This is a genomic window from Caballeronia sp. LjRoot29 (genome assembly GCF_964252755.1).
Lineage (GTDB): Bacteria > Pseudomonadota > Gammaproteobacteria > Burkholderiales > Burkholderiaceae > Caballeronia.
Genome location: NZ_CAXUPU020000015.1, coordinates 103138 through 122395 on the forward strand (window position 1 = coordinate 103138; position 19258 = coordinate 122395).

The 19258-nt window shown below is 60.9% G+C and carries 15 protein-coding genes; 5 read left to right on the forward strand and 10 right to left on the reverse strand.

Features of this window, described 5'->3' with window-relative positions; translation table 11 throughout:
- Nucleotides 1-8: 8 nt before the first annotated feature.
- The 7 genes from ACSQ83_RS18155 to ACSQ83_RS18185 all read right to left on the reverse strand — a co-directional run bounded on the left by ACSQ83_RS18155 (nt 9) and on the right by ACSQ83_RS18185 (nt 6696).
- Entirely contained in the window at nt 9-893 is an 885-nt protein-coding gene (locus ACSQ83_RS18155; RefSeq protein ID WP_436229097.1) for a carbohydrate ABC transporter permease, read from the reverse strand.
- Nucleotides 890-1834, reverse strand: coding sequence for a carbohydrate ABC transporter permease (locus tag ACSQ83_RS18160; RefSeq protein WP_436229098.1), 945 nt, complete (start codon nt 1832-1834; stop codon nt 890-892). The genes ACSQ83_RS18155 and ACSQ83_RS18160 overlap by 4 nt, the downstream gene beginning before the upstream one ends.
- Nucleotides 1834-3069: an ABC transporter substrate-binding protein gene (locus tag ACSQ83_RS18165; RefSeq protein ID WP_436229099.1), complete on the reverse strand. Its 1236-nt coding sequence runs from the start codon at nt 3067-3069 to the stop codon at nt 1834-1836. Before ACSQ83_RS18165 ends, ACSQ83_RS18160 begins: the two co-directional genes overlap by 1 nt.
- 95 nt (nt 3070-3164) lie before the next feature.
- Nucleotides 3165-4544, reverse strand: coding sequence for a GH1 family beta-glucosidase (locus ACSQ83_RS18170; protein WP_436229100.1), 1380 nt, complete (start codon nt 4542-4544; stop codon nt 3165-3167).
- A 289-nt stretch (nt 4545-4833) separates the two neighbouring features.
- A complete protein-coding gene (locus ACSQ83_RS18175) occupies nt 4834-5199 on the reverse strand; it encodes a type II toxin-antitoxin system VapC family toxin (protein ID WP_414953291.1) in 366 nt (121 codons plus the stop codon).
- Nucleotides 5193-5411 carry a CopG family transcriptional regulator gene (locus ACSQ83_RS18180; RefSeq protein ID WP_414953292.1) on the reverse strand — a complete coding sequence of 73 codons (219 nt, stop codon included), beginning with the start codon at nt 5409-5411 and terminating at the stop codon, nt 5193-5195. Before ACSQ83_RS18180 ends, ACSQ83_RS18175 begins: the two co-directional genes overlap by 7 nt.
- Before the next feature lie 97 nt (nt 5412-5508).
- Nucleotides 5509-6696 carry a GAF domain-containing sensor histidine kinase gene (locus ACSQ83_RS18185; RefSeq protein WP_436229101.1) on the reverse strand — a complete coding sequence of 396 codons (1188 nt, stop codon included), beginning with the start codon at nt 6694-6696 and terminating at the stop codon, nt 5509-5511.
- Nucleotides 6697-7013: 317 nt separating this feature from the next.
- Here ACSQ83_RS18185 and kaiC point away from each other — a divergent pair, with 317 nt between their 5' ends.
- The 5 genes from kaiC (at nt 7014) to ACSQ83_RS18210 (ending at nt 11643) form a co-directional block, all read left to right on the forward strand.
- Nucleotides 7014-8696: a circadian clock protein KaiC gene (gene kaiC, locus ACSQ83_RS18190; protein ID WP_436229102.1), complete on the forward strand. Its 1683-nt coding sequence runs from the start codon at nt 7014-7016 to the stop codon at nt 8694-8696.
- Nucleotides 8693-9076: a circadian clock KaiB family protein gene (locus ACSQ83_RS18195; protein ID WP_436229103.1), complete on the forward strand. Its 384-nt coding sequence runs from the start codon at nt 8693-8695 to the stop codon at nt 9074-9076. The genes kaiC and ACSQ83_RS18195 overlap by 4 nt, the downstream gene beginning before the upstream one ends.
- Complete coding sequence (locus ACSQ83_RS18200) at nt 9073-9501, forward strand: circadian clock KaiB family protein (RefSeq protein WP_436229104.1); 429 nt, start codon at nt 9073-9075, stop codon at nt 9499-9501. Before ACSQ83_RS18195 ends, ACSQ83_RS18200 begins: the two co-directional genes overlap by 4 nt.
- A 5-nt stretch (nt 9502-9506) precedes the next feature.
- A complete protein-coding gene (locus ACSQ83_RS18205; RefSeq protein ID WP_436229105.1) occupies nt 9507-11144 on the forward strand; it encodes an ATP-binding protein in 1638 nt (545 codons plus the stop codon).
- Between the two features lie 124 nt (nt 11145-11268).
- Entirely contained in the window at nt 11269-11643 is a 375-nt protein-coding gene (locus tag ACSQ83_RS18210) for a VOC family protein (protein WP_414968837.1), read from the forward strand.
- Between the two features lie 48 nt (nt 11644-11691).
- Here the strand turns inward: ACSQ83_RS18210 and ACSQ83_RS18215 are convergent, their stop codons facing one another.
- The 3 genes from ACSQ83_RS18215 to ACSQ83_RS18225 all read right to left on the reverse strand — a co-directional run bounded on the left by ACSQ83_RS18215 (nt 11692) and on the right by ACSQ83_RS18225 (nt 19052).
- Complete coding sequence (locus ACSQ83_RS18215; RefSeq protein WP_436229106.1) at nt 11692-12567, reverse strand: hypothetical protein; 876 nt, start codon at nt 12565-12567, stop codon at nt 11692-11694.
- A 619-nt stretch (nt 12568-13186) separates the two neighbouring features.
- Nucleotides 13187-14260: an AraC family transcriptional regulator gene (locus ACSQ83_RS18220; protein ID WP_436229107.1), complete on the reverse strand. Its 1074-nt coding sequence runs from the start codon at nt 14258-14260 to the stop codon at nt 13187-13189.
- Between the two features lie 412 nt (nt 14261-14672).
- Nucleotides 14673-19052 carry a DEAD/DEAH box helicase gene (locus tag ACSQ83_RS18225; RefSeq protein WP_436229108.1) on the reverse strand — a complete coding sequence of 1460 codons (4380 nt, stop codon included), beginning with the start codon at nt 19050-19052 and terminating at the stop codon, nt 14673-14675.
- Nucleotides 19053-19258 lie beyond the last annotated feature (206 nt).

A 19258-nucleotide genomic window follows, 5' to 3' on the forward strand; every position in this document is an offset into this window, starting at 1 on the left:
AGCCCTGGCTAACCTTTGACCGCACCGGAAGCAATGCCGCGGACGAACCAGCGACCCGAAACGAAATAGATGGCAAGCGGCACCATGGACGTAAGAATAGTCGCCGCCATGTTAACGTTATAGAGACGCTCACCCGTTGTCGTATTGATAATATTGTTCAGTTGTACTGTCATCGGCAGATTCTTCGTGCCCGCGAAAACAAGCCCCAAAATGAAGTCGTTCCAGATACCGGTGACCTGCATGATGATCGCGACCACAATGATCGGCGTGGACATGGGCACCATCAGTTGCAAGAAGATGCGCCAGAATCCGCCGCCATCCACACGCGCCGCCTGAAAAAGTTCATGCGGCAGCGCTGCATAATAATTGCGGAACAACAGGGTCATCACCGGCATGCCGAAAATGGTGTGGATCACCACAATGCCCGGCAACGAGCTGAACAAATGCACCGTTGCAAGTACCCGCACGAGCGGATAGACCATCACCTGCACGGGGATGAACGCGCCCACGAGCAAGATTGCAAACAGCGTAGTGGCGCCGCGCGGCTTCCAGAACGACAAGGCGTAGCCGTTGACCGCGCCGACCAGAATGGAGAGGACCGTACTCGGCACCACAATGCGCACCGAGTTCCAGAAGCCAACCTGAATGCCCTGGCAATCCAGTCCCGTACATGCCGAATGCCACGCAATCTTCCATGCGTCGAGCGTGAAATGCATCGGCAGCGACAGGATATTGCCGAGACGAATTTCCGTCATTGGCTTCAGCGACGTGACGATCATCACGTACAACGGCAGCAGGAAGAACAGCGCCGAGGTCAGTAAGAACGCGTACACGCCCAGGCGCGCGGGCGTTACGCGCGACCTGCGTTTTAACGGAGGACGTGGCGCGTTCATCGGGAATCCCTGAGCCGCAGGGCTCGGCTGCGAATATAAAAGACCGGCGCAAGGATCGCGAGCACGGTAATGAGAAGAACAATGGATGCCGCCGACGCCAGTCCAAGATTCGCGCGTCCGAACAGATAATCCATGATGAACTTCGCGGGCACTTCGCTCGCCGTGCCGGGACCGCCTTGCGTCATGGCGACCACCGCATCGTAGAGTTTGATGACCATCACGAACAGCAGGATAAAAGCCGTTGAAATGGACGCGCCGAGCATGGGGACGACAATGCTGACATACACACGCCAGCGCGGAATGCCGTCTATGCGCGCGGCCTTCCAGATCTCTTCATCAATGCCACGCAACCCCGCAAGCAACAGCGCCATCACAAGCCCCGACGCTTGCCAGACGGTCGCTATCACTAACGTGTAAATCACCCGATCCTGATCCACGATCCAGTTGAAGCGTGCATGCGTGAAACCGATCCGGTGCAGCACCTCCTGAATGCCCAGTTCCGGATTCAGGATCCACTGCCACACGAGACCTGTTGCGACGAACGACATCGCGTACGGGTACAGGAAGATCGTGCGCAGCGCGCCCTCCGCCATCACCTTCTGGTCGATGAACACCGCCAGCAGCAATCCAATCGCGAGGCATATGACGATGAACAAAACCCCGTAAATCACGATGTTTTGCAGCGACAGCATCCACCGGTCGTTATTGAAAAGCCGCACGTATTGCGACACGCCCGCAAAACTATTCGACGCGAACGTGCGCGAGTTCGTGAACGACGTGCGCAAGCTCCATAACATCGTGCCGAGATAAGCGAACACCACCGTGAGCGCCATCGGCAATAACGCAATGTAAGCCGCCAGCGCAAACCGCTTCCTCAGCGGTTTGCGCTTCGCGTGACCGGCCGGAGCGCGCAGGGTTTTGCCGGCGGGCGTCGTCACCATCAGCTCTTGAGTCCGCTGGCGAAGGCCTTTTGTGCATCCTCCACCGACTGGTTCTTGTTCCAGAAGTTGGTGATGACGTCCTGCAACGCACCATTGATATCAGGCGGCGTCAGCATCTCCGGATTCGGCAACTGCCGCGACTTGTCCTTCATGATCGCGATACCCTCCTTCGCGCACATGTCGAGACTCGAATCGTCGATGTCCGAGCGAATCGGAATCGAACCTTTCTTCGCGCTGAACGCAACCTGCGCAGCCGGCGATGTCATGACGGTCGCCAACAGTTTTTGCGCCTTGACCGCGTTGGCGTCGTCGGTCTTCGGGAAGACGAACGCGTCGCCTGCCACCAGATACGGCGAATGCGGACCGAAGCCCGGGAAGCAGCCAAAGTCCTTGCCGGCCGATTGATTGGCCGCGACGAACTCGCCCTTCGCCCAGTCACCCATGATCTGCACGCCGGCCTTGCCGGAGATCACCAGCGCGGTAGCGTCGTTCCAGTTGCGGCCCGGTGAGCCCGGATCAATATAATTGTGCAGGCGCTTGAACTGCGTCAGTACCTTCTTGAACGCGTCGGACTTGACAGCATTCACATCGCGATCGCGATATACCTTCAAATAAAGGTCTGGGCCACCAACGTCGGCGAACACGGCATCGAAAGTAATTTTCTCCTGCCAGGCCTGACCGCCGAGCGCCAGCGGAATCACGCCCGCCGCTTTCAGCTTGTCGAGATCCGCGATGAATTCATCGTAGCTGGCAGGCTCTTTCGTGATGCCGGCTTTCTGGAACGCCGGCTTCGAGTAGAAGAACCACGCCGGCATGTGAATGTCCACGGGCGCCGCGTAGTAATGCCCGCCCGACTTGATGCTTTCAATAATCGACGCCGGGAAGATCTTGTCCCAGTTCTGCTTGGCCGCGACGTCATCCACATTGTTCAGGAGTCCCTGATCGATGATGTCGTGGAATTGCTTCGATGTATTGAACTGCGCGGCGGTTGGCGGATCTCCGCCCATGATGCGGTTGATCGCCGTGGAACGCGCCTGGTCGGCGCCGGCCACGGCCTGGTCGATCCATAGGCCACCGGCCTTGTTATAGGCATCGGCGAACTGCTTGATGGCCGCTGATTCGCCACCCGATGTCCACCAGTGGATCACGGTCGCCTTCAGCGGATCCGCGTGTGCTGCGCTCATCGCCGCGACGGCTGCAACGACACTGACCACCAGTTTTTTCATGCTGTTCATTAAGTCTCCTCCGGGCTATATCTTCTATTTGGCCCTGCAATTGACACACTCAAACACAGGGCCAACGACTTCGGCATTGAAAATCGAACTGCGGGTCAGGCGTTTGCGTTGCGTTCCTCAAGGAATTTCGCGACCAGTTCAGCACTGTGTTTCATGGTGCGTTTCTGCGTCTTGTAGTCGACATGAAACACGCCGAAGCGACGTTCATAACCAAACGCCCATTCGAAGTTATCCATCAGTGACCAGATGAAATATCCGCGTATGTCGACACCGGCGTTGATCGCGCTGTCCACGGCGGCAAGATGGCGCTTGAGGAACGAGATGCGCTGTGCATCGTCGACGCGTCCGTCGACCACCTTGTCATCCGACGCCATGCCGTTTTCAGTGATATAGATCGGCGGCAGCGATGCATACGTCTTGTTGAATCCGATCAGCAAGTCGCGCAAGCCATCGGGATGAATCTCCCAGCCCATCTGCGTGCGCTCGACGTCCGGCAGCGGCACCTCGGTAAAGCCACGCGCGCCGTCGCTTTTCACGTTGGTACGGAAGTAATAGTTGATCCCGAGGAAGTCGAGCGGCGTGCCGATGGTTTCCATATCGCCGTCGAGCACCAACGGTTCGGTGCCCGGCCAGAGTTCAAAAAGGTCCTTGGGATAGGCCTTTTTCAACAATGGGTCGAGTATCCACGCGTTGTGCTGGACTTCAAAAAGATGCGCGGCGCGCACGTCGGCTTCGCTGTTGGTATCGGCGGTACCGCGGCCAACATTCGCCACAATGCCCTTGAGCGACGCCGGATCGTTCGCGCGCAAGACCGGCACGGCCGTACCGTGCGCGAGCAGCAGGTGATGCATGGCTTGCGTCGCAAAGCGGTCGTTTGCCAGACCCGGCGCATGATGGCCGTTGCCGTAACCGAGGTACGCGGAGCACCAGGGTTCGTTGAGCGTGGCCCAGGCATCGACCTGACCGCTCAGTTCGCGACTCATCAGGTCGGCGTAATCGGCGAACCGATACGCTGTGTCGCGATTCAGCCAGCCGCCGCGATCTTCCAGATGTTGCGGCAGGTCCCAGTGATACAGCGTGACGAAGGTCTTGAGCCCCTTCTCTTTCAACCGCCCGATCAGGCGCTTGTAAAAGTCGATTCCTTTCTGGTTCGGACGCCCCGCTTCATCCATCACGCGCGGCCATGCAATGGATAGCCGGTACCCATCCACGTTAAGCGCGGACAGCAAGTCAAGGTCCGATTCCCACCGATGATAATGATCGCAAGCGACCTCGCCGGTGTCGCCGGCCAGCACTTTGCCGGGCGTGGCCGAGAACGTGTCCCAGATGGACGGGAGCCGGCCGTCTTCGTTGACGGCGCCTTCTATCTGATAGGACGCGGTGGCTGCGCCGAGCAGAAAATCCCGGCGCCAGAGGGCTGAATCGGATGGTGGGGAAAACGGATCGCTAGAAACAACGGATGCGTCGAGTGCCACGAAAACTCCTGTTTAGCGTTGGAGTGGAAGCGCTTCCACAAATTCCTGCGAACGATAGCAGCGCCGAATTGGCGCGGACAATCCGGGTTTGTATGGAGAGGGTTTGGAAGGAAGGCTTGGAGTTGCCGCGCCAATCGCGCAACTTTGGATGGTGCTAAATCAAGTCACTTCCAACTATGGCGAGTGCCGTGTCGGTCAGCGAACGTCTTGGCGGGGGCGATTGGCGGGGGCGATTGCAACACGCAACCGCGAAGCGCCGCTGCCAGCGGCACTGTATTTACGCATTCCGTCAGAGCAAGTAAGGAACACGAACCCCTGGTTGATCAGCCGGAAAATCCTTGGTGTTGCGCGAGACCAGCAAAAGCGAATGCGCTTGAGCCGATGCCCAAACAATTGCGTCAGGGAGCTTGATCCGATACTGCTTACGGATGTCGACCGCTCTGGCGGCAATCGATTCATCAATGGAAATAATGCGAAATGTGTCAAGCCAGGCGCGAAGTAGTTGCTCATCGTCGGGCGTCGCGCCCACCATGATCTCCATCCACGTAATCAGGCTGATCGCACAAGATTCGTAACGGGTCATCTCGACTTTTGCGGCTTCGACCTTGGTCAAATAGTCGATGAGGATACAGGTGTCAAACAGCGCGCTTACCATTCAGAGCGCAACGTATCTTGGTAGTCCAAACCATCGATATCCTTGTCTTTCCACAACCCGAATATGTCGACGCCAAGAACAGGTTTGCGCTGCGCTATATATCCGTCAAGCGCGTCGCGAATCACGGCCGCCCGCGATCGCTTGTCAGCGTCGGCAATCAGCATCAAATCGCTAAGTTGAGAATCGGGTACGTCGACAAGAATACGCGTCATGGCACCCTCCATATATGATATACATATAGTATATCACTCTAATCAAAGAGGCAACGACGGGCTGTATTCACATGGAAGGCCTCGGCGTGGCGCTGCGTTATCCACACGGGATCCGAGCCACAAAACACGTCCCCATCGCCGCCGATGAACTCACGCTCAACGTACCGCCGTGCGCTCCGACGATCTGCGAGCAGATATAGAGTCCCAGTCCAAGCCCGCCGCCCGGCTGGCTGGTTGCCGGCCGCCAATACGGTTCGAACACCTGATCCAGGTCCTGGGGCGCGATCGGTCTACCCAGATTGGCGACGGAGATCGCCAGTTCACCCGCGTCCACCGATATCTGGACCCGCACGGGTTGATCCGGCGAGCCGTGCGTCAATGCGTTAGCCAGCAGGTTCGACAGCAACTGCTGGATGCGCCCCCGGTCGCAGTGAACGCGGCCTTCCACCGCAATCTGTTCCAGGACAACACGCCCCGGATTCGCATCGCGCAATTCCGTGACCACGTGGTGCAGCGAGTCGGCGAGATCATCGACTGGAGACAGCGATACGCCCATGCCCGCGCCAAGCCGGCCGCGGGCGAAGTCGAGGACATCATCGATTAGCCGCGACATGCGCCGCGTGGTCGCCCGCAAGCGCGTGCCGATGGTCACCAGTTCCGGCTGGGTGCTACGTCGCGTCAGCCATTCCGCGGTGGCGCCCACGGCGGCAAGCGGATTGCGCAGGTCGTGCCCGAGCACGGCGATGAACTGCTCGCGCAACTCGGCGGTTGTCCGCTCGTTGAGCAGCGCGGCTTCCGTCTCCGAGCGCTTGTTCTCGCTCTCCAGCTGCAGTGCGATCAGTTCCGAGAAGAGCGTGAACATGGTGAGGGTGCGCGCATCCGAGATCATTGCCGGACGCGGATCGATGGCGCACAGGTTGCCGAAGTACTCGCCGTTGGGCAGGATGATCGGCACTGAGATATAACTCTCGATATTGTAAATACGGGGCGTATGGTGTTCGCGGTAGACCGGATCGGTGCTCGCATGGTCGATAACAACCGGCCGGCGCATGGCGCGAGCCTCGCTGCACAGCGTGGTGTGGACATCGAGCCGGCCACCGGGCAACAGTCCGAACTGGATGTCGTCCTGCACGGCACAGGCGGTCCAGGTTCCCTCGGTGACGCGCGCCACCGCCGCGAAGCCGAGGCCGGTGTTTTTGCAGATCACGCGCAGCATGGACGGAACGGCGCCGATCCGGCCGATAGTGGCCACGTCGCGCGCAATCGCTTCATCGCTGTCGTCCATGGTGACCTGCAAAGCGCCAGAAACAGGGTTCAAAATACTACCTCTCAGTACTCGATATTTTTGTTCGATGCCGCGCTCAATTGTACGGGTCAGATTGCTCGCGCCAAAGATTCAAAAATGGGGGCCTGTTTCCGGAGATCGGCGATTCGAATTGATTCCGATCCTCTGGATTGCATAGAGCGTACCGCGATGCCAAGATGCGCTGTCGCCTCGCTGTTGGCACACTGTCGCCATTGACCAACTGGCGCAGATATCGAGCCCGGGGTCGTGGTGCCTTCCTCGCTGGTGTCTTCTGTTAAACCTTACAAAGAAAAACGATGACTGGAGCAGTGCTTTCAAAATCGCCAACAGGCATTTCAGGCTTCGACGACGTCACCCTTGGCGGCTTGCCATCGGGCCGCCCGACCCTGATGTGCGGGGCGGCGGGATGCGGCAAGACCTTGTTCGCCATGACCTTCCTCGTGGAAGGCGTACTGAAGTACGGTGAACCCGGGGTGCTTTTGAGCTTCGAGGAACCGGCGGAGGACCTGGCGGCAAACGTGGCGTCGCTCGGCTACGACGTGATGTCGCTGATCGACCAGAAGAAGCTCGCCATCGATCACGTCAAGATCGACCCGGCGGGAATGGAAGACACCGGCGAATACGACCTCGAAGGCCTGTTCGTGCGGCTCGATTACGCCATCAAGAGCGTGAACGCAAAGCGCGTCGTACTCGATACGCTCGAGGCATTGTTCGCCAGTTTCCCCGACGCCGTCCTGCTGCGCGCCGAGTTGCGTCGCCTGTTCGACTGGCTGAAGGAGCGCGGCGTAACAGCCATCGTGACCGCGGAGCGCGGCACCGGCGACGGCAACCAGCTGACGCGGCACGGCATTGAGGAATACGTCTCCGACTGCGTGATCCTCCTCGACAACCGGGTCGAAAACCAGGTCACGACGCGCCGCATGAGGATCGTTAAATATCGCGGCTCGGCGCATGGGACCAACGAATACCCGTTCCTCATCGATACCACCGGCATCAGCGTCCTCCCCGTTACATCAGCGGGCCTGGCGCATCTGACGTCGAGCGAAGTCATCTCCACCGGCATTGCCGATCTCGACGCCATGTTGGGCGTGGGCGGATATTTCGTCGGCTCCAGCGTGCTCGTGTCGGGCCTCGCGGGAACGGGCAAAACGACCTTTGCCGCTAAATTTGTTGAGGCCCGGTGCAACCTTGGCGAACGCACGCTGTGGTTCGCCTTCGAAGAGTCGCCCGAGCAGATTGTGCGCAACATGCGCTCAGTGGGCGTGGATCTTGCGCACCATTTGGGGAGCGTGCTCAGTATCGAATCAGCACGGCCCAGTTTCTTCGGGCTGGAAATGCACTTGGCGCGGATGGTCCGCGACATTGACCTGTTCAAGCCGACCGCTGTGGTGATCGATCCAATCTCTTCGCTGCGCGGCGTGGAGTCCGAAGTGCACGCCACGCTGTTGCGGCTCGTCGACCTCCTCAAATCGCGTGGCATTACGGCAGTTTTTACAAGTCTTAGCAGCATCGACCAGGCATCCAGCATAAATGACCGCAGCATCTCGTCACTCATGGATACCTGGATTTCGCTCTCGCATATTGAAACAAACGGCGAGCGCAACCGCCTTGTCTACGTGCTGAAATCGCGCGGCATGGATCACTCGAACCAGGTCCGCGAATATCAGATCAGCAATGGAGGAATCGCCATGGTGCCCGCGTACATAGGCGCAGGCGGCGTGCTCACCGGGACCGCGCGGCTGGCGCAGGAAGCGCAGGAACGCGACGAATACGCCGCGCGCAACGAACTCGTGATGCAGAAGAAACGCGACCTCGCGCGGCGCCGCAAAGCGGTCGAGCAGCAGGTCGCCGAACTACAGTCGGCGCTCGATGCTGAAGCGTCGGACCTCGATGCGCTCATCGAACAAAGCGAAGAGCATAAGCGCCTGCATGAAGCCGACCGTACCCGGATGGCGCAACTGCGGCGATCCAAAGAATGATCGAACACGACTCGTCCACGCCAGCGCAAAACGAAGCGGACATGGCGGAATTGCCCCTCGCCGCTGACCTGCCCGTTTCGGCTGCTTCGGCTGTCCCGGCCGCATATTCGCTGCGCTTGTATGTAGCGGGGGAAACGCCGAAATCGATGGCCGCGATCCGCAACCTGCGCGCGCTCTGCGCCATGCACCTGGCAGGCCAGTATTCGATCGAAGTCATCGATCTGCGCGTCAATCCGCAACTTGCAGCCGAGGACCAGATTCTCGCGATTCCAACCGTCGTGCGGCATCTGCCCTCGCCGCTCAGGAAAGTGATCGGCGATTTGTCGGATACTGAGCGCGTGCTGGTCGGTCTCGACATCCGGCAGAGGGCCCCTTCGTGAGTGCCCTGCCCGTCGAAGCCGACGGCGGAGGTGGCGGGGGCATGGGATATGTCACACCGCCCCCGGCGCAATCGGACATGCTTGTACTGCGCCTGTACGTGACCGGCAATACGCTGCGTTCCACGCGCGCCGTGGACAACGCGCGGCGCCTGCTGGAAACGTACACGGCGGGTCGCTTCGAGCTTGAAGTAATCGACATCTACCTGCATCCGGAAGCTGCGATCGCGGCGCAGATCATTGCCGCGCCAACGCTGGTCAAACTTCGTCCGGGACCGTTGCGCCGGGTGATCGGTGACCTGTCGGATTCGAACAAGGTGCTGGCCGCGCTCGGCGTGACGGTGTCGAACGTAGCCGAAGGTTCGTCCACAGGTGCCTCCGCAAGCACGTCCTCCACCGCGCCAGCGGTCGCGTCCATCAGACCCTGAAGCGTATGTCCGATCAATCACATTCGGCGTCACTGGAAACCGCATCCATCGAGGAGCTGCGTGAGCGGCTGCGTGAAGCGGAAGATACCCTCGACGCAATCCGCAGCGGCGCGGTAGACGCGGTGGTAGTCGGCAGCGATGACGACCGCCGCATCTATACGCTCGAGAGCGCGGACCGGCCGTATCGCGTGCTCGTGGAGCAGATGCAGGAAGGCGCGGTGATGCTTTCCGCCGACGGCACCATTCTCTACGCCAACGAACGTGCCGGGCAGTTGCTCGGCGCTCAGGTCGAGCACGTGGTTGGATCGGCGTTCAGCGTTTTTGTGCTCGATAGCCAGCACGCGCGGCTGCAGGCGTTGATCCGCGAAAGCACGACCGGCACTGCCCGCGATGAACTGACGGTGTTATCGGCCGATGGGGAAACACCCGTCTATTGCAGCTTAAAGGCGCTCGAAGCCGAGCGCGACCAGGACCGCCTGATCTGCGGCGTCATCTCCGATCTCTCGCAGCAACGGCAGATGGAAGCCCGCCTGCATCAGGCGCAAAAGATGGAAGCGGTGGGTCAGTTGACCGGTGGCCTGGCCCACGATTTCAACAATCTGCTGCAAGCCATTCACGGCAACCTGGAACTCGTGAAGCGCTCGCCGTCAGACCCTGAACGCGTACTGCGCTGGACCGGCAATGCCATTCGAGCCGTCAGCCGCGGCGCCAAGCTTACCGCGCAGTTGCTGGCCTTTTCACGCTCGCAGAAACTCGAATTGAAACCGGTTGGACTGGCGCAGCTCGTGCACGGCATGGCCGATTTGTTCGACCGCACGCTGGGCGCCGGGATCGACTTGCGGCTGGAACTTGGCGACGACGACGCCCTGGTCGTGGCGGATGCAACCCAGCTCGAACTCGCGTTGCTCAACCTGGCAATCAACGCGCGGGACGCGATGCCCACCGGCGGCATGCTGCGCATCAGCACGTTAGCGTGGACGATCACGGACGACGCCGATCTCGCCGATGGCGACTACGTGGAACTGAGCGTCGCCGATACAGGCACCGGCATGCCCCCCGATGTCGCGGCCCGCGCGTTCGAGCCGTTTTTCACCACCAAGGAACTGGGCGCGGGAACCGGTCTTGGTCTCGCGCAGGTGTATGGAATCTGCCAGCAGGCGGGCGGCCATGCGCAGATCGAGAGCAGTCCGCGCGGCACCCGGGTGTCTTTGTTTCTGAAGCGTTCACCCGCTTCAGCCGCCGCACCGGACCCGTCGGCAGCGGCGATTGTCAAGGCGAGTGACCGGGGCGCGCCCCGGATCCTGGTCGTCGATGACGATCCGGATGTTCGTACCTTCATGGTGGAAACGCTGGTCGCGCTGGGGTATCGCGTAGACTCGGCGGCGGGCGGACGCGCAGCGCTTCATATGATGGCGAGCGATCCACCCGATTTGCTCGTGTTGGACTTCGCGATGCCGCATCTCGATGGCGCAGCGGTCGCAAAACTGGCGAGGTCTCAGGGGATGCATATGCCCATTGTCTTCGCGAGCGGGTACGCGGACAGCTCCGCCCTCGACGCCGCGATGGGGAACAATATCTCGCTGCTTCGGAAACCGTTTACGATCGGGAATTTGTCGGCGGTTGTTGCGGCGGCGCTGGCGTGAAGCGTTGCCAGTAGCTGGGCACCTACGCTACTGACAGAAACTGGCAGCAGTCACGCTTACGATGGGTTCGACGTCAGCACCGGCGGATAACTCCGGTTTCCTCGACCCTTCGCGAGCAAACACCATGACCGATCCGAACTTCATCATCCTGTACGTGGACAACCCCTCCGTCAGCGCCGATTTTTACGCTGACTTGCTCGGCAAAAAACCCGTCGAGTCCTCGCCGACGTTCGCCATGTTCATCCTGGAGTCGGGTCTCAAGCTGGGATTGTGGTCAAGGCACACGGTCGAACCCGCGTCGCCTGCGGCAGCAGGCGGCGGTGGTGAACTCGGATTCCCGGTGCCTGACAACGACACCGTGCACAGTCTCTTCGCCGATTGGGGCAAGCGCGGACTGGAAATCATCCAGCGGCCGACGGAAATGGATTTCGGATTTACCTTCGTCGCGCTGGATCCCGACGGTCATCGTCTGCGCGTTTTTGCGCCGTCCGGGCAGTAAAACCCCGTCCAGGCGACAGCGCATTGCAAACGGACGGATGGACGGTGCCTACCACCTGCTCAACGGCGTGATGGCTTTGACCGATTTAGCCACGATGCGCATGTGCGGATCGGTTTCATCGGAGTGGCTGTCCCCTCTGCGCCGCGCGTGGTCGAGTTCTTCCGCCAGCCGTTTCGCTTCCCAGTCGCGCTGCCACGCCTCGGCATTGTTCCGGCGCTCGATCGCGCGCCGCGCCTCGTCTTCGCTATCGATCCACGCCGCGAAGATCGAAAATGCGCGTTCGATCGCTTCGTATTTTTCTGCCGGGCCAGTCACCGAAAACAGCAGGCGGTCACCCTGGCCCGCGTGTTTCCAGTACACGGCAATTTCACGTTCGCCAGTCGGCGCGGTGCTTGCGCGCGATCGAGTATCAGCATCGATACCAGCGTTGGACGAGGACCCCGTCGCCTCGCCAGCCCATCGCTCTGAAATCCCGGACGTCGTGCCGGGGCTCCCGGCGTTCGGCTCAGACTGAGGCTCAACCGTCAGCACCCCGAACGGCCATTCGAAACGGCCGGCGCGCAAGCGTTGAAACTCGCCGGGGGCATCGGTCGATACAAAGCGCTTCGCCACTCTCTTGACCGTGAGCGTTCGTGACACACGCTGCAAGGTAAGATCGACACCGCCGCCCGCCACGCGGATATGGCCCTCGTCTTCGCGAATCTCGGCCTCGCATTGCGCCGATGCATACGACACCCGCCTGGCTTCACGATAACCGTGGAGCCAGAGCGCGACGATCACCGCAAGCGATACCGCGACCTGCGCACTCGACTGCGGCGTGGAGGTGAAACCGACATAAAACGCGACGGCTGCCGCGCCGAATACCAGCGTCTTGACGATACGTCCAAAGAAAGTTTCAGCCTGGAACAATGCAAACAGCCACATGAGTTTTCCCGAGGTCACATTATTTTTGGTTTAGGGTCGAACACGCGGCGGGTTGCATGTCGCTGACATCTCCCGCATCGCGTGTTTCGCCTTGAAGCGTCCTGGAGACGCTTTCACTCTCAGCCGGCGATTCCTGCGTTGCTCAATACTTGGCGCGGTCTGGCCCGAACTTGCGGAAACGGGCATTGCATCGCGCGCCGTCTGCTGCCGTGTTGGCGTGTTGCCGACGGATAGTCCCGCATGAGAGCCGCCGCAGTGGCGCTTGATGTGACCGCCCAAGCGTGACGCCCCCATGTCGGCTCAATGCGAAGGACGCCCGCAACACGCATTGGAGCGCGTGGTTTTTAGCTGAAAGCGGCCAGCGGTTTCAACATGGGTGCGCAACGCAGTGCGCGGCTGCGAAAACACGGGTCTCCTTTTCACCGTTTTCCACACGGAGTCGATACCGTCCACGACGCCAGCGTGAAAGTTCGGCAATGATGCCCTCGGCGCATCCCACCTCCCTCTCATTCCGTCCGCTCGTTTCGCCCATTTCGTTCGGCCCGTCGACGAATTGTTTACCCTTTGTTACGGTCCGATTACACCCTATTTACGCAAGCCTTTTACCCTCTTTACGCGTTCAAGCGCCCAGGCCGCGGATCGTCGCAGCGGTCCTGACGCCGACGCCGCGCGCTTCCCCTCGATGGCTCGTACTACCGGCCCCGGCGCCAGCGTTGACGACGCCGCCCGCCACCGCCGCAGCCGCGCGTCGCCTGCGCGCTTCTGTCGGCGTACAGCCGAATCGCTCCTTGAACGCGCGGTTGAACGTCGACTCGCTCATGAAGCCGACCGCACAGGCAATCGCACCGATGAGCTCGCGCGCATGCAGTGGCGATTCGAGCCGGCGCATGGCTTCGTCGAGCCGGCGTGCGCGCACGTATTCCGCGACGCCGCCCATCGGTTCGAAGAGTTCGTAGAGCGCCGTTCGCGACACCTTGAGGATTTCGCGCAGCCTCGCAGGACCGAGGCTCATATCGGCCAGATTGCCTTCGATAAAACTCAGCGCCTGCGCGCGGATCACCGGCGTCAGGCGCGGATCGCCGGATTGCTCCCAGCGCTCGGCGCGCCGCAGCACGCACGCCGCGACGAAATCCAGCGTCGCTTCGCCTGCTACGCGTGCCTGCTCGTCGTCCATCGCGCTCGCGACGCTCACCAGGCTGCGCATATGCGAAGCGATCAGCAGGCCGATAGGGTCGGCAGCTTCCCACGACAAACCATGCAGGCGCAGTGCGCCGCCCGTGCGCCGGTCGATGGCCTGGCGCGGGATAGTCAGTGTCAGCATGGGCGCGTCGCGCGTGAAGCCGACGTTTTCGACGACGAGGTCGCGCACGACAACCGAGCCGAGCGACACCTCCTGGATGTCGCGGCCAAAGGTCGACAGCAGTGTGCCGTCAAGCAGGCAATGCACGAGGTAATGATCGATGCCTGACGTCGCGATCCGGCGGCGGCTGCGCTGAAATTCGACGTCTCCACCGACGACATGCGACATAAGCAGCATTGAGCCCAAAGGCCAGCTTTCCATCCGCGCGCGAAACGGCACGGGTGGATCTTTCGGCCGCTGAATCTCGAAGATCGCGTCGAGTCCTTCGCGCCAGATTTCCTCGGCGTCATTCTCGGAGAAATCGGCACTGTCGAATCTGATGGGTGTGGACATGGCGTTATTCAGCCTCCATAACAGGGTTCGACTTGATTTTCCAGCTTCGCCGGGTTCCGCTTTTGGCATTACCCGGTATCACAAAGAATTTAACGGCTTTTCAGCGATAAAACTTTAGCATGGGTATAAAACGACCTGAAGGGAACGAGGAGTTGTCGCTATATCCTGATTGGTTCTTTTACTGTCAGCGTCAAGCCGGACAGCGACTTACAAGGTCCGGCAAGTGCCGGTATGCGCTGAATCAGACGTCGAATCGGTTCAGAACTTTCATTCCACTTTCATTAATAGGGACGGATTTGTTTCGCGTTGCAGATTTAACAATGCGTTTCACCCGGGTAATGCCGGGGAGAACTGTTTAGCTAGAAAATCCAACGTTTTATCAAAAGGTTTTTATCGTGAACCGGAGGCTTCTTCAGCGGCTGGTCAGGCTCGGCATTAATGCGGAAGCAGGCATTCTGTCAAAGCTGCGCCGGACGAGATGCCAGCGCACGCGCTCCTGCGATTGCGCATCGAGTTCAATCAGGAAGCGCGTTTTCCCCGCGATAACCGCCCCCACCGGCAAGCCATCGCAATACAACACGCGATTACCCGGCAGCGCCGGCACTTTCTCCCCGGGCAACAAAGTGCCGGCGAGATTCAACGGATCGACCGCGCTGATCGCGATAAAACTGCCGTCGCCGGCCCGGTTGCGCATCTTGCGTAACAGCGGCACGGCTTCGGGCAACGCGAACTGCTCGCCCGCCAGACCCGCCACGAATCGGCCGCCGCGAATTTCACCGCGCGCTTCCAGCCGATGAAATACTCGCAGCAAGTCGCGCCACGGCGGCAGCCAGTCGGCCTCGCGTTCGAGCAGGCGCCAGAAGATCACGCCGTATCGGCGTAACAGGGTCATCGCGACATGTTCGATGGAATCGGCGCCGGGCGCGGCGTTATTTTCAGAGCGGCGCAGCAATGCCCAACGCCCGGCGTCGTCCATCCCGCCAATGAAATGACCGCGTCCGCCACGCCTTTGCCGCCGGCCGAAATTGTTGCGGCGCGCGGCCGGCGCGAGTAACGCACGCAGGCCGGCGAAGCTGTCGGCGTTCACCAGTCCCAGCGACACCAGTTCGCCCAGCGCGGTTTCGAGTTCGGTCGCAAGCAGGCGAACGTCGGCGCGCAGTTCATCGAAGAACATGGCGCCGTGTTGCGTGAGCGCGTCGAAGACGAGTTGTGCACGCGATGACGGTTCGGGCGATTGCATCGATTGCATCAGCGGACTCCACGCCGCCAGGTTGCGGCGCGGCAGCAGCACGATTGGCGTGGTGCGCACTGGTCCGCCCGAGCTGCGCGAACGAGCGCCCGGACGGCTCCAGACAACCTTGCCCGAGCGGCTTAGATCGTCAAGCCAGGTCATGGAATAGGCGCTCAGGCGCGCAGGCAGGATCTCATCTTCCCATGCGACCGCGGGCGCCTCAAAACCTTCGAGTTGTTCGATCGCGAGCATCAGCGCGTCGTGGCCGTCGCCATGCGGATCGGCTTTTGAATCCGCGCTGACGTGTTGCCAGTCGAACAGGAAACGCATGAAATCCTGCAACTCGACCGGCTCGATTTCGCGCCGCAAACGCCGCACGGTGTATCGATGAATACGCGCCAGAAGATGCCGTTCGCACCATTCTTCATCGGTTGCGTTCGTCGCGCCCGGCGTGAAGCGGCCGCGCATCACGTAACCTTCTGCTTCGAGACGCGTCAACGCGAGCGCTACCGGTGAAACCGGCACGGCCAAAGCGCGCGCAATAATCGGCGTGGAAAGCGGACCGAAGCCGCTCAGACGCGCGCGCACGATCTCGACGAGCGCATCGTCTTCGGTCCATGCTTCGTCGAAACCGGGCAGCGGGTTCAGCGGCGGCTGCATGGGCGCGACGGGATGAACCGCGCGCAGACATGTGAGGCGCTCGACCGGCACCCACAACCCATCCGCCGATGTCACCTGCAAACGCGTCGCGCGCCCCGACGCCGCGAGCTGTTGAAGCCACGCCGGCCAACCCTCGTTCGCGTGCGATTCGGCATCAGTGATGCATGAAAGTCCTGATAACGCCTCGTGCATTTCATCGGCGTTGCGCACCGTTGGCCACGCTTCTTCACGCACGCCGGCGATTGCCACGGCGTCCAGCGCGCCTAGGTCATCGCTCGATTGCGGATCGGTCCAGCCTCGTGCCAACACGGCCCGGGTACGGCGTTCCTCGATGGGGGCATCGTCGAGAAAAGCGTAAGGACGCGCCGATAAAACCTCTGCCGCCAACGGCGACGGTGCGGGCAAATCGCGCGTGACAAGCCGTACATCGCCGCTTTCCATGCGTCTTAAAAGCGCGACCCATGCATCGCAATCCATGGCGTCGTGCAGGCAATCATCGATCGTCTGATCGACCAGCGGATGACGCGGCACGTCACGCTCGCCCACCACGTTTTCCACACATGCCACCTGATCCGGGAACACCGTTGCAAGCAGGTCCTCGCTCTTCATGCGCTGCAATTGCGGCGCGACCCGACGGCCTCCTGCATAGCGCGGCAACGCGAGCGCGTTGGTCGCGTTCCAGCGCCAGCGCACGCCGAACAGCGGCGCGTCGAGCAGCGCCTGGATCAGCATGTGTTCCGCGGTATTGGAATGGAGATATCGCCAGACTTCATCGAGCGGAAAACTATGGCTGCCCGTTAGCGACAAGATGATCGCGTCCTCGGTCGCCGCAGCCTGCAATTCGAAGTTGAACGTCCGGCAAAAACGCTTGCGCAGCGCAAGGCCCCACGCGCGGTTCACGCGGCTGCCGAACGGCGAGTGAATCACGAGTTGCGTGCCGCCGGAGGCATCGAAGAAACGCTCCATGACCAGCACGTCTTGGGTTGGGAGAACAGAAAGCGCGGACCGTGAGCGCGCCAGATAGTCCACGATCTGCCGCGCCGCTTCTTCGCCGATACCCGTTTGATTGGCCAGCTTCGCGATGGTGATGTCCAGTGAAAGTTCTCCCAGCCACGCGTCCACTTGCGCATGCAAACGCGCGATCGCCGCCGACAATTCATTGCTCCGTCCGGGCGCTTCACCGAGCCAAAACGGAATGTTCGGCGGCTGCCCGTGCGCGTCTTCCACGCGCACTCGCCCACCCTCCACACGCAGGATCTTGTACGACGCATTACCGAGCTGGAACACGTCACCGGCGAGACTTTCGACCGCAAAATCCTCGTTGACCGTGCCGATCTGCAAGCCCTGCGGTTCCAGCAATACCGCGAAGTCGGCATTGTCCGGAATCGCGCCACCCGACGTCACCGCCGTCAGCCTGCCACCACGCCGGCCGCGCAAGCTGTGAGCCACCACGTCCCGATGCACGTACGCCCCACGCACGCCGCGCCGGCTTGTATAACCCTCGGCGAGCATGCGCAGAACTGCGTCGTACTGCGTACGATCAATCGATGCATACGGCATTGCATGACGCACGAGTTCGAAGAGCGCGTCCTCGTTCCACTCACGGCATGACACTTCGGCGGCGATCTGCTGCGCGAGGACATCGAGCGGCGCCACGGGAACGTGCAGCATGTCGAGTTCGCCGCGCGCCACGCAATCGAGCAGCGCCGCACATTCGATGAGATCGTCGCGCGACTCCGGAAAGAGCCGCCCTTTCGGCGTGCCGCTCACCTGATGCCCCGAGCGCCCGACACGTTGCAGGAAACCGCCGATCGATCCCGGCGAACCAAGCTGACATACCAGCTCCACATTGCCGATATCAATCCCCAGTTCCAGCGATGCCGTTGCAATCAGCACTTGCAACTCGCCGCGTTTGAGCCGCTGCTCCGCGTCCAGCCGCTGCTCTTTCGCGAGACTGCCGTGATGCGCGGCGACCGCGGGTTTGCCAAGCCGATCAGTGAGATGGCGCGCGACCCGCTCGGCCATCCGGCGCGTATTCACGAAGACAAGCGTGGTGCGATGCTGCGCGATGAGATCGGCGAGGCGGTCATAGACACGCTCGCGCACATCGTTCGACATGATGGCTTCAAGCGGAATGGGCGGGAGTTCGAGCGCAAGATCGCGCTTCCTCACATGGCCGACATCCACGATCGAACACGCCCGGTTGCCCGTCAGGAATTGCGCGACGAGTTCGATCGGTTTTTGTGTCGCCGATAACCCGATCCGCACCGGCGCTTCGTGCCCGTGTTCAACGCACAACGCCTCCAGGCGTTCAAGGCTAAGCGCGAGATGAGCGCCGCGTTTGTTGCCCGCGACGGCATGGATTTCATCGACGATCACCGTACGCACCGTCGATAACATCGCGCGGCCGGAATCGGAGCTCAACAGCACATAAAGCGATTCCGGCGTGGTGACCAGGATATGCGCCGGGCGCTTTTTGACCGCATTGCGCTCTTGCTGCGTGGTGTCGCCGGTCCGCACGGCCGCGCGAATTTCGACGGGCGGCAAGCCCATTTGCCCAAGCTCGGTCGAGATGCCCGCAAGCGGTTCCTGCAGGTTCACGCGGATATCGTTGGAAAGCGCCTTCAGCGGCGACACATAGATCACGGTCGTCTCGTTGGGCAGCGGTTGATTGCTCGCCAGCGCTTCCCGAACCAGGTCATCGATTGCCGCAAGGAACGCCGTCAGCGTCTTGCCCGAGCCGGTTGGCGCGGCGACCAGCGTCGATTGACGGGCCTTGATCAGCGGCCACGCGCGCTTCTGCGCCTCCGTGGGCGACCGGAAATGATGGCTGAACCAAGCCGCGACGGCCGGATGGAAGCCGTCGAGCGGATTGGAAGCCGATAGTTTTGCAGCGCTCATATCGCTAGTTTATTAGCCGCCGGGAAAGCATGTTTGATCGGGTTCGGCGTAGAAGGAACGGGCACACCTTGCATCCTACCTCTCAGACAAATGATCAAATCGATCATCGAAACGATCAGTTTGCGCATTTCCCAAGACGGGATTACACTTCTTTTTGACTGTTTCAATCAAACACGTGATCGATTCGAGCATTGAACTCGAATTCG

Bases quoted from the DNA above. Each gene is read 5' to 3' on its own strand.
- ACSQ83_RS18165 (WP_436229099.1), bottom strand. From the start codon at position 3,069: ATGAACAGCATGAAAAAACTGGTGGTCAGTGTCGTTGCAGCCGTCGCG.
- ACSQ83_RS18215 (WP_436229106.1), bottom strand. From the start codon at position 12,567: ATGTGGCTGTTTGCATTGTTCCAGGCTGAAACTTTCTTTGGACGTATC.
- ACSQ83_RS18225 (WP_436229108.1), bottom strand. From the start codon at position 19,052: ATGAGCGCTGCAAAACTATCGGCTTCCAATCCGCTCGACGGCTTCCAT.
- ACSQ83_RS18180 (WP_414953292.1), bottom strand. From the start codon at position 5,411: ATGACGCGTATTCTTGTCGACGTACCCGATTCTCAACTTAGCGATTTG.
- ACSQ83_RS18205 (WP_436229105.1), top strand. From the start codon at position 9,507: ATGTCCGATCAATCACATTCGGCGTCACTGGAAACCGCATCCATCGAG.
- ACSQ83_RS18210 (WP_414968837.1), top strand. From the start codon at position 11,269: ATGACCGATCCGAACTTCATCATCCTGTACGTGGACAACCCCTCCGTC.
- ACSQ83_RS18220 (WP_436229107.1), bottom strand. From the start codon at position 14,260: ATGTCCACACCCATCAGATTCGACAGTGCCGATTTCTCCGAGAATGAC.
- ACSQ83_RS18195 (WP_436229103.1), top strand. From the start codon at position 8,693: ATGATCGAACACGACTCGTCCACGCCAGCGCAAAACGAAGCGGACATG.
- ACSQ83_RS18175 (WP_414953291.1), bottom strand. From the start codon at position 5,199: ATGGTAAGCGCGCTGTTTGACACCTGTATCCTCATCGACTATTTGACC.
- kaiC (WP_436229102.1), top strand. From the start codon at position 7,014: ATGACTGGAGCAGTGCTTTCAAAATCGCCAACAGGCATTTCAGGCTTC.
- ACSQ83_RS18185 (WP_436229101.1), bottom strand. From the start codon at position 6,696: ATGGACGACAGCGATGAAGCGATTGCGCGCGACGTGGCCACTATCGGC.
- ACSQ83_RS18155 (WP_436229097.1), bottom strand. From the start codon at position 893: ATGAACGCGCCACGTCCTCCGTTAAAACGCAGGTCGCGCGTAACGCCC.
- ACSQ83_RS18160 (WP_436229098.1), bottom strand. From the start codon at position 1,834: ATGGTGACGACGCCCGCCGGCAAAACCCTGCGCGCTCCGGCCGGTCAC.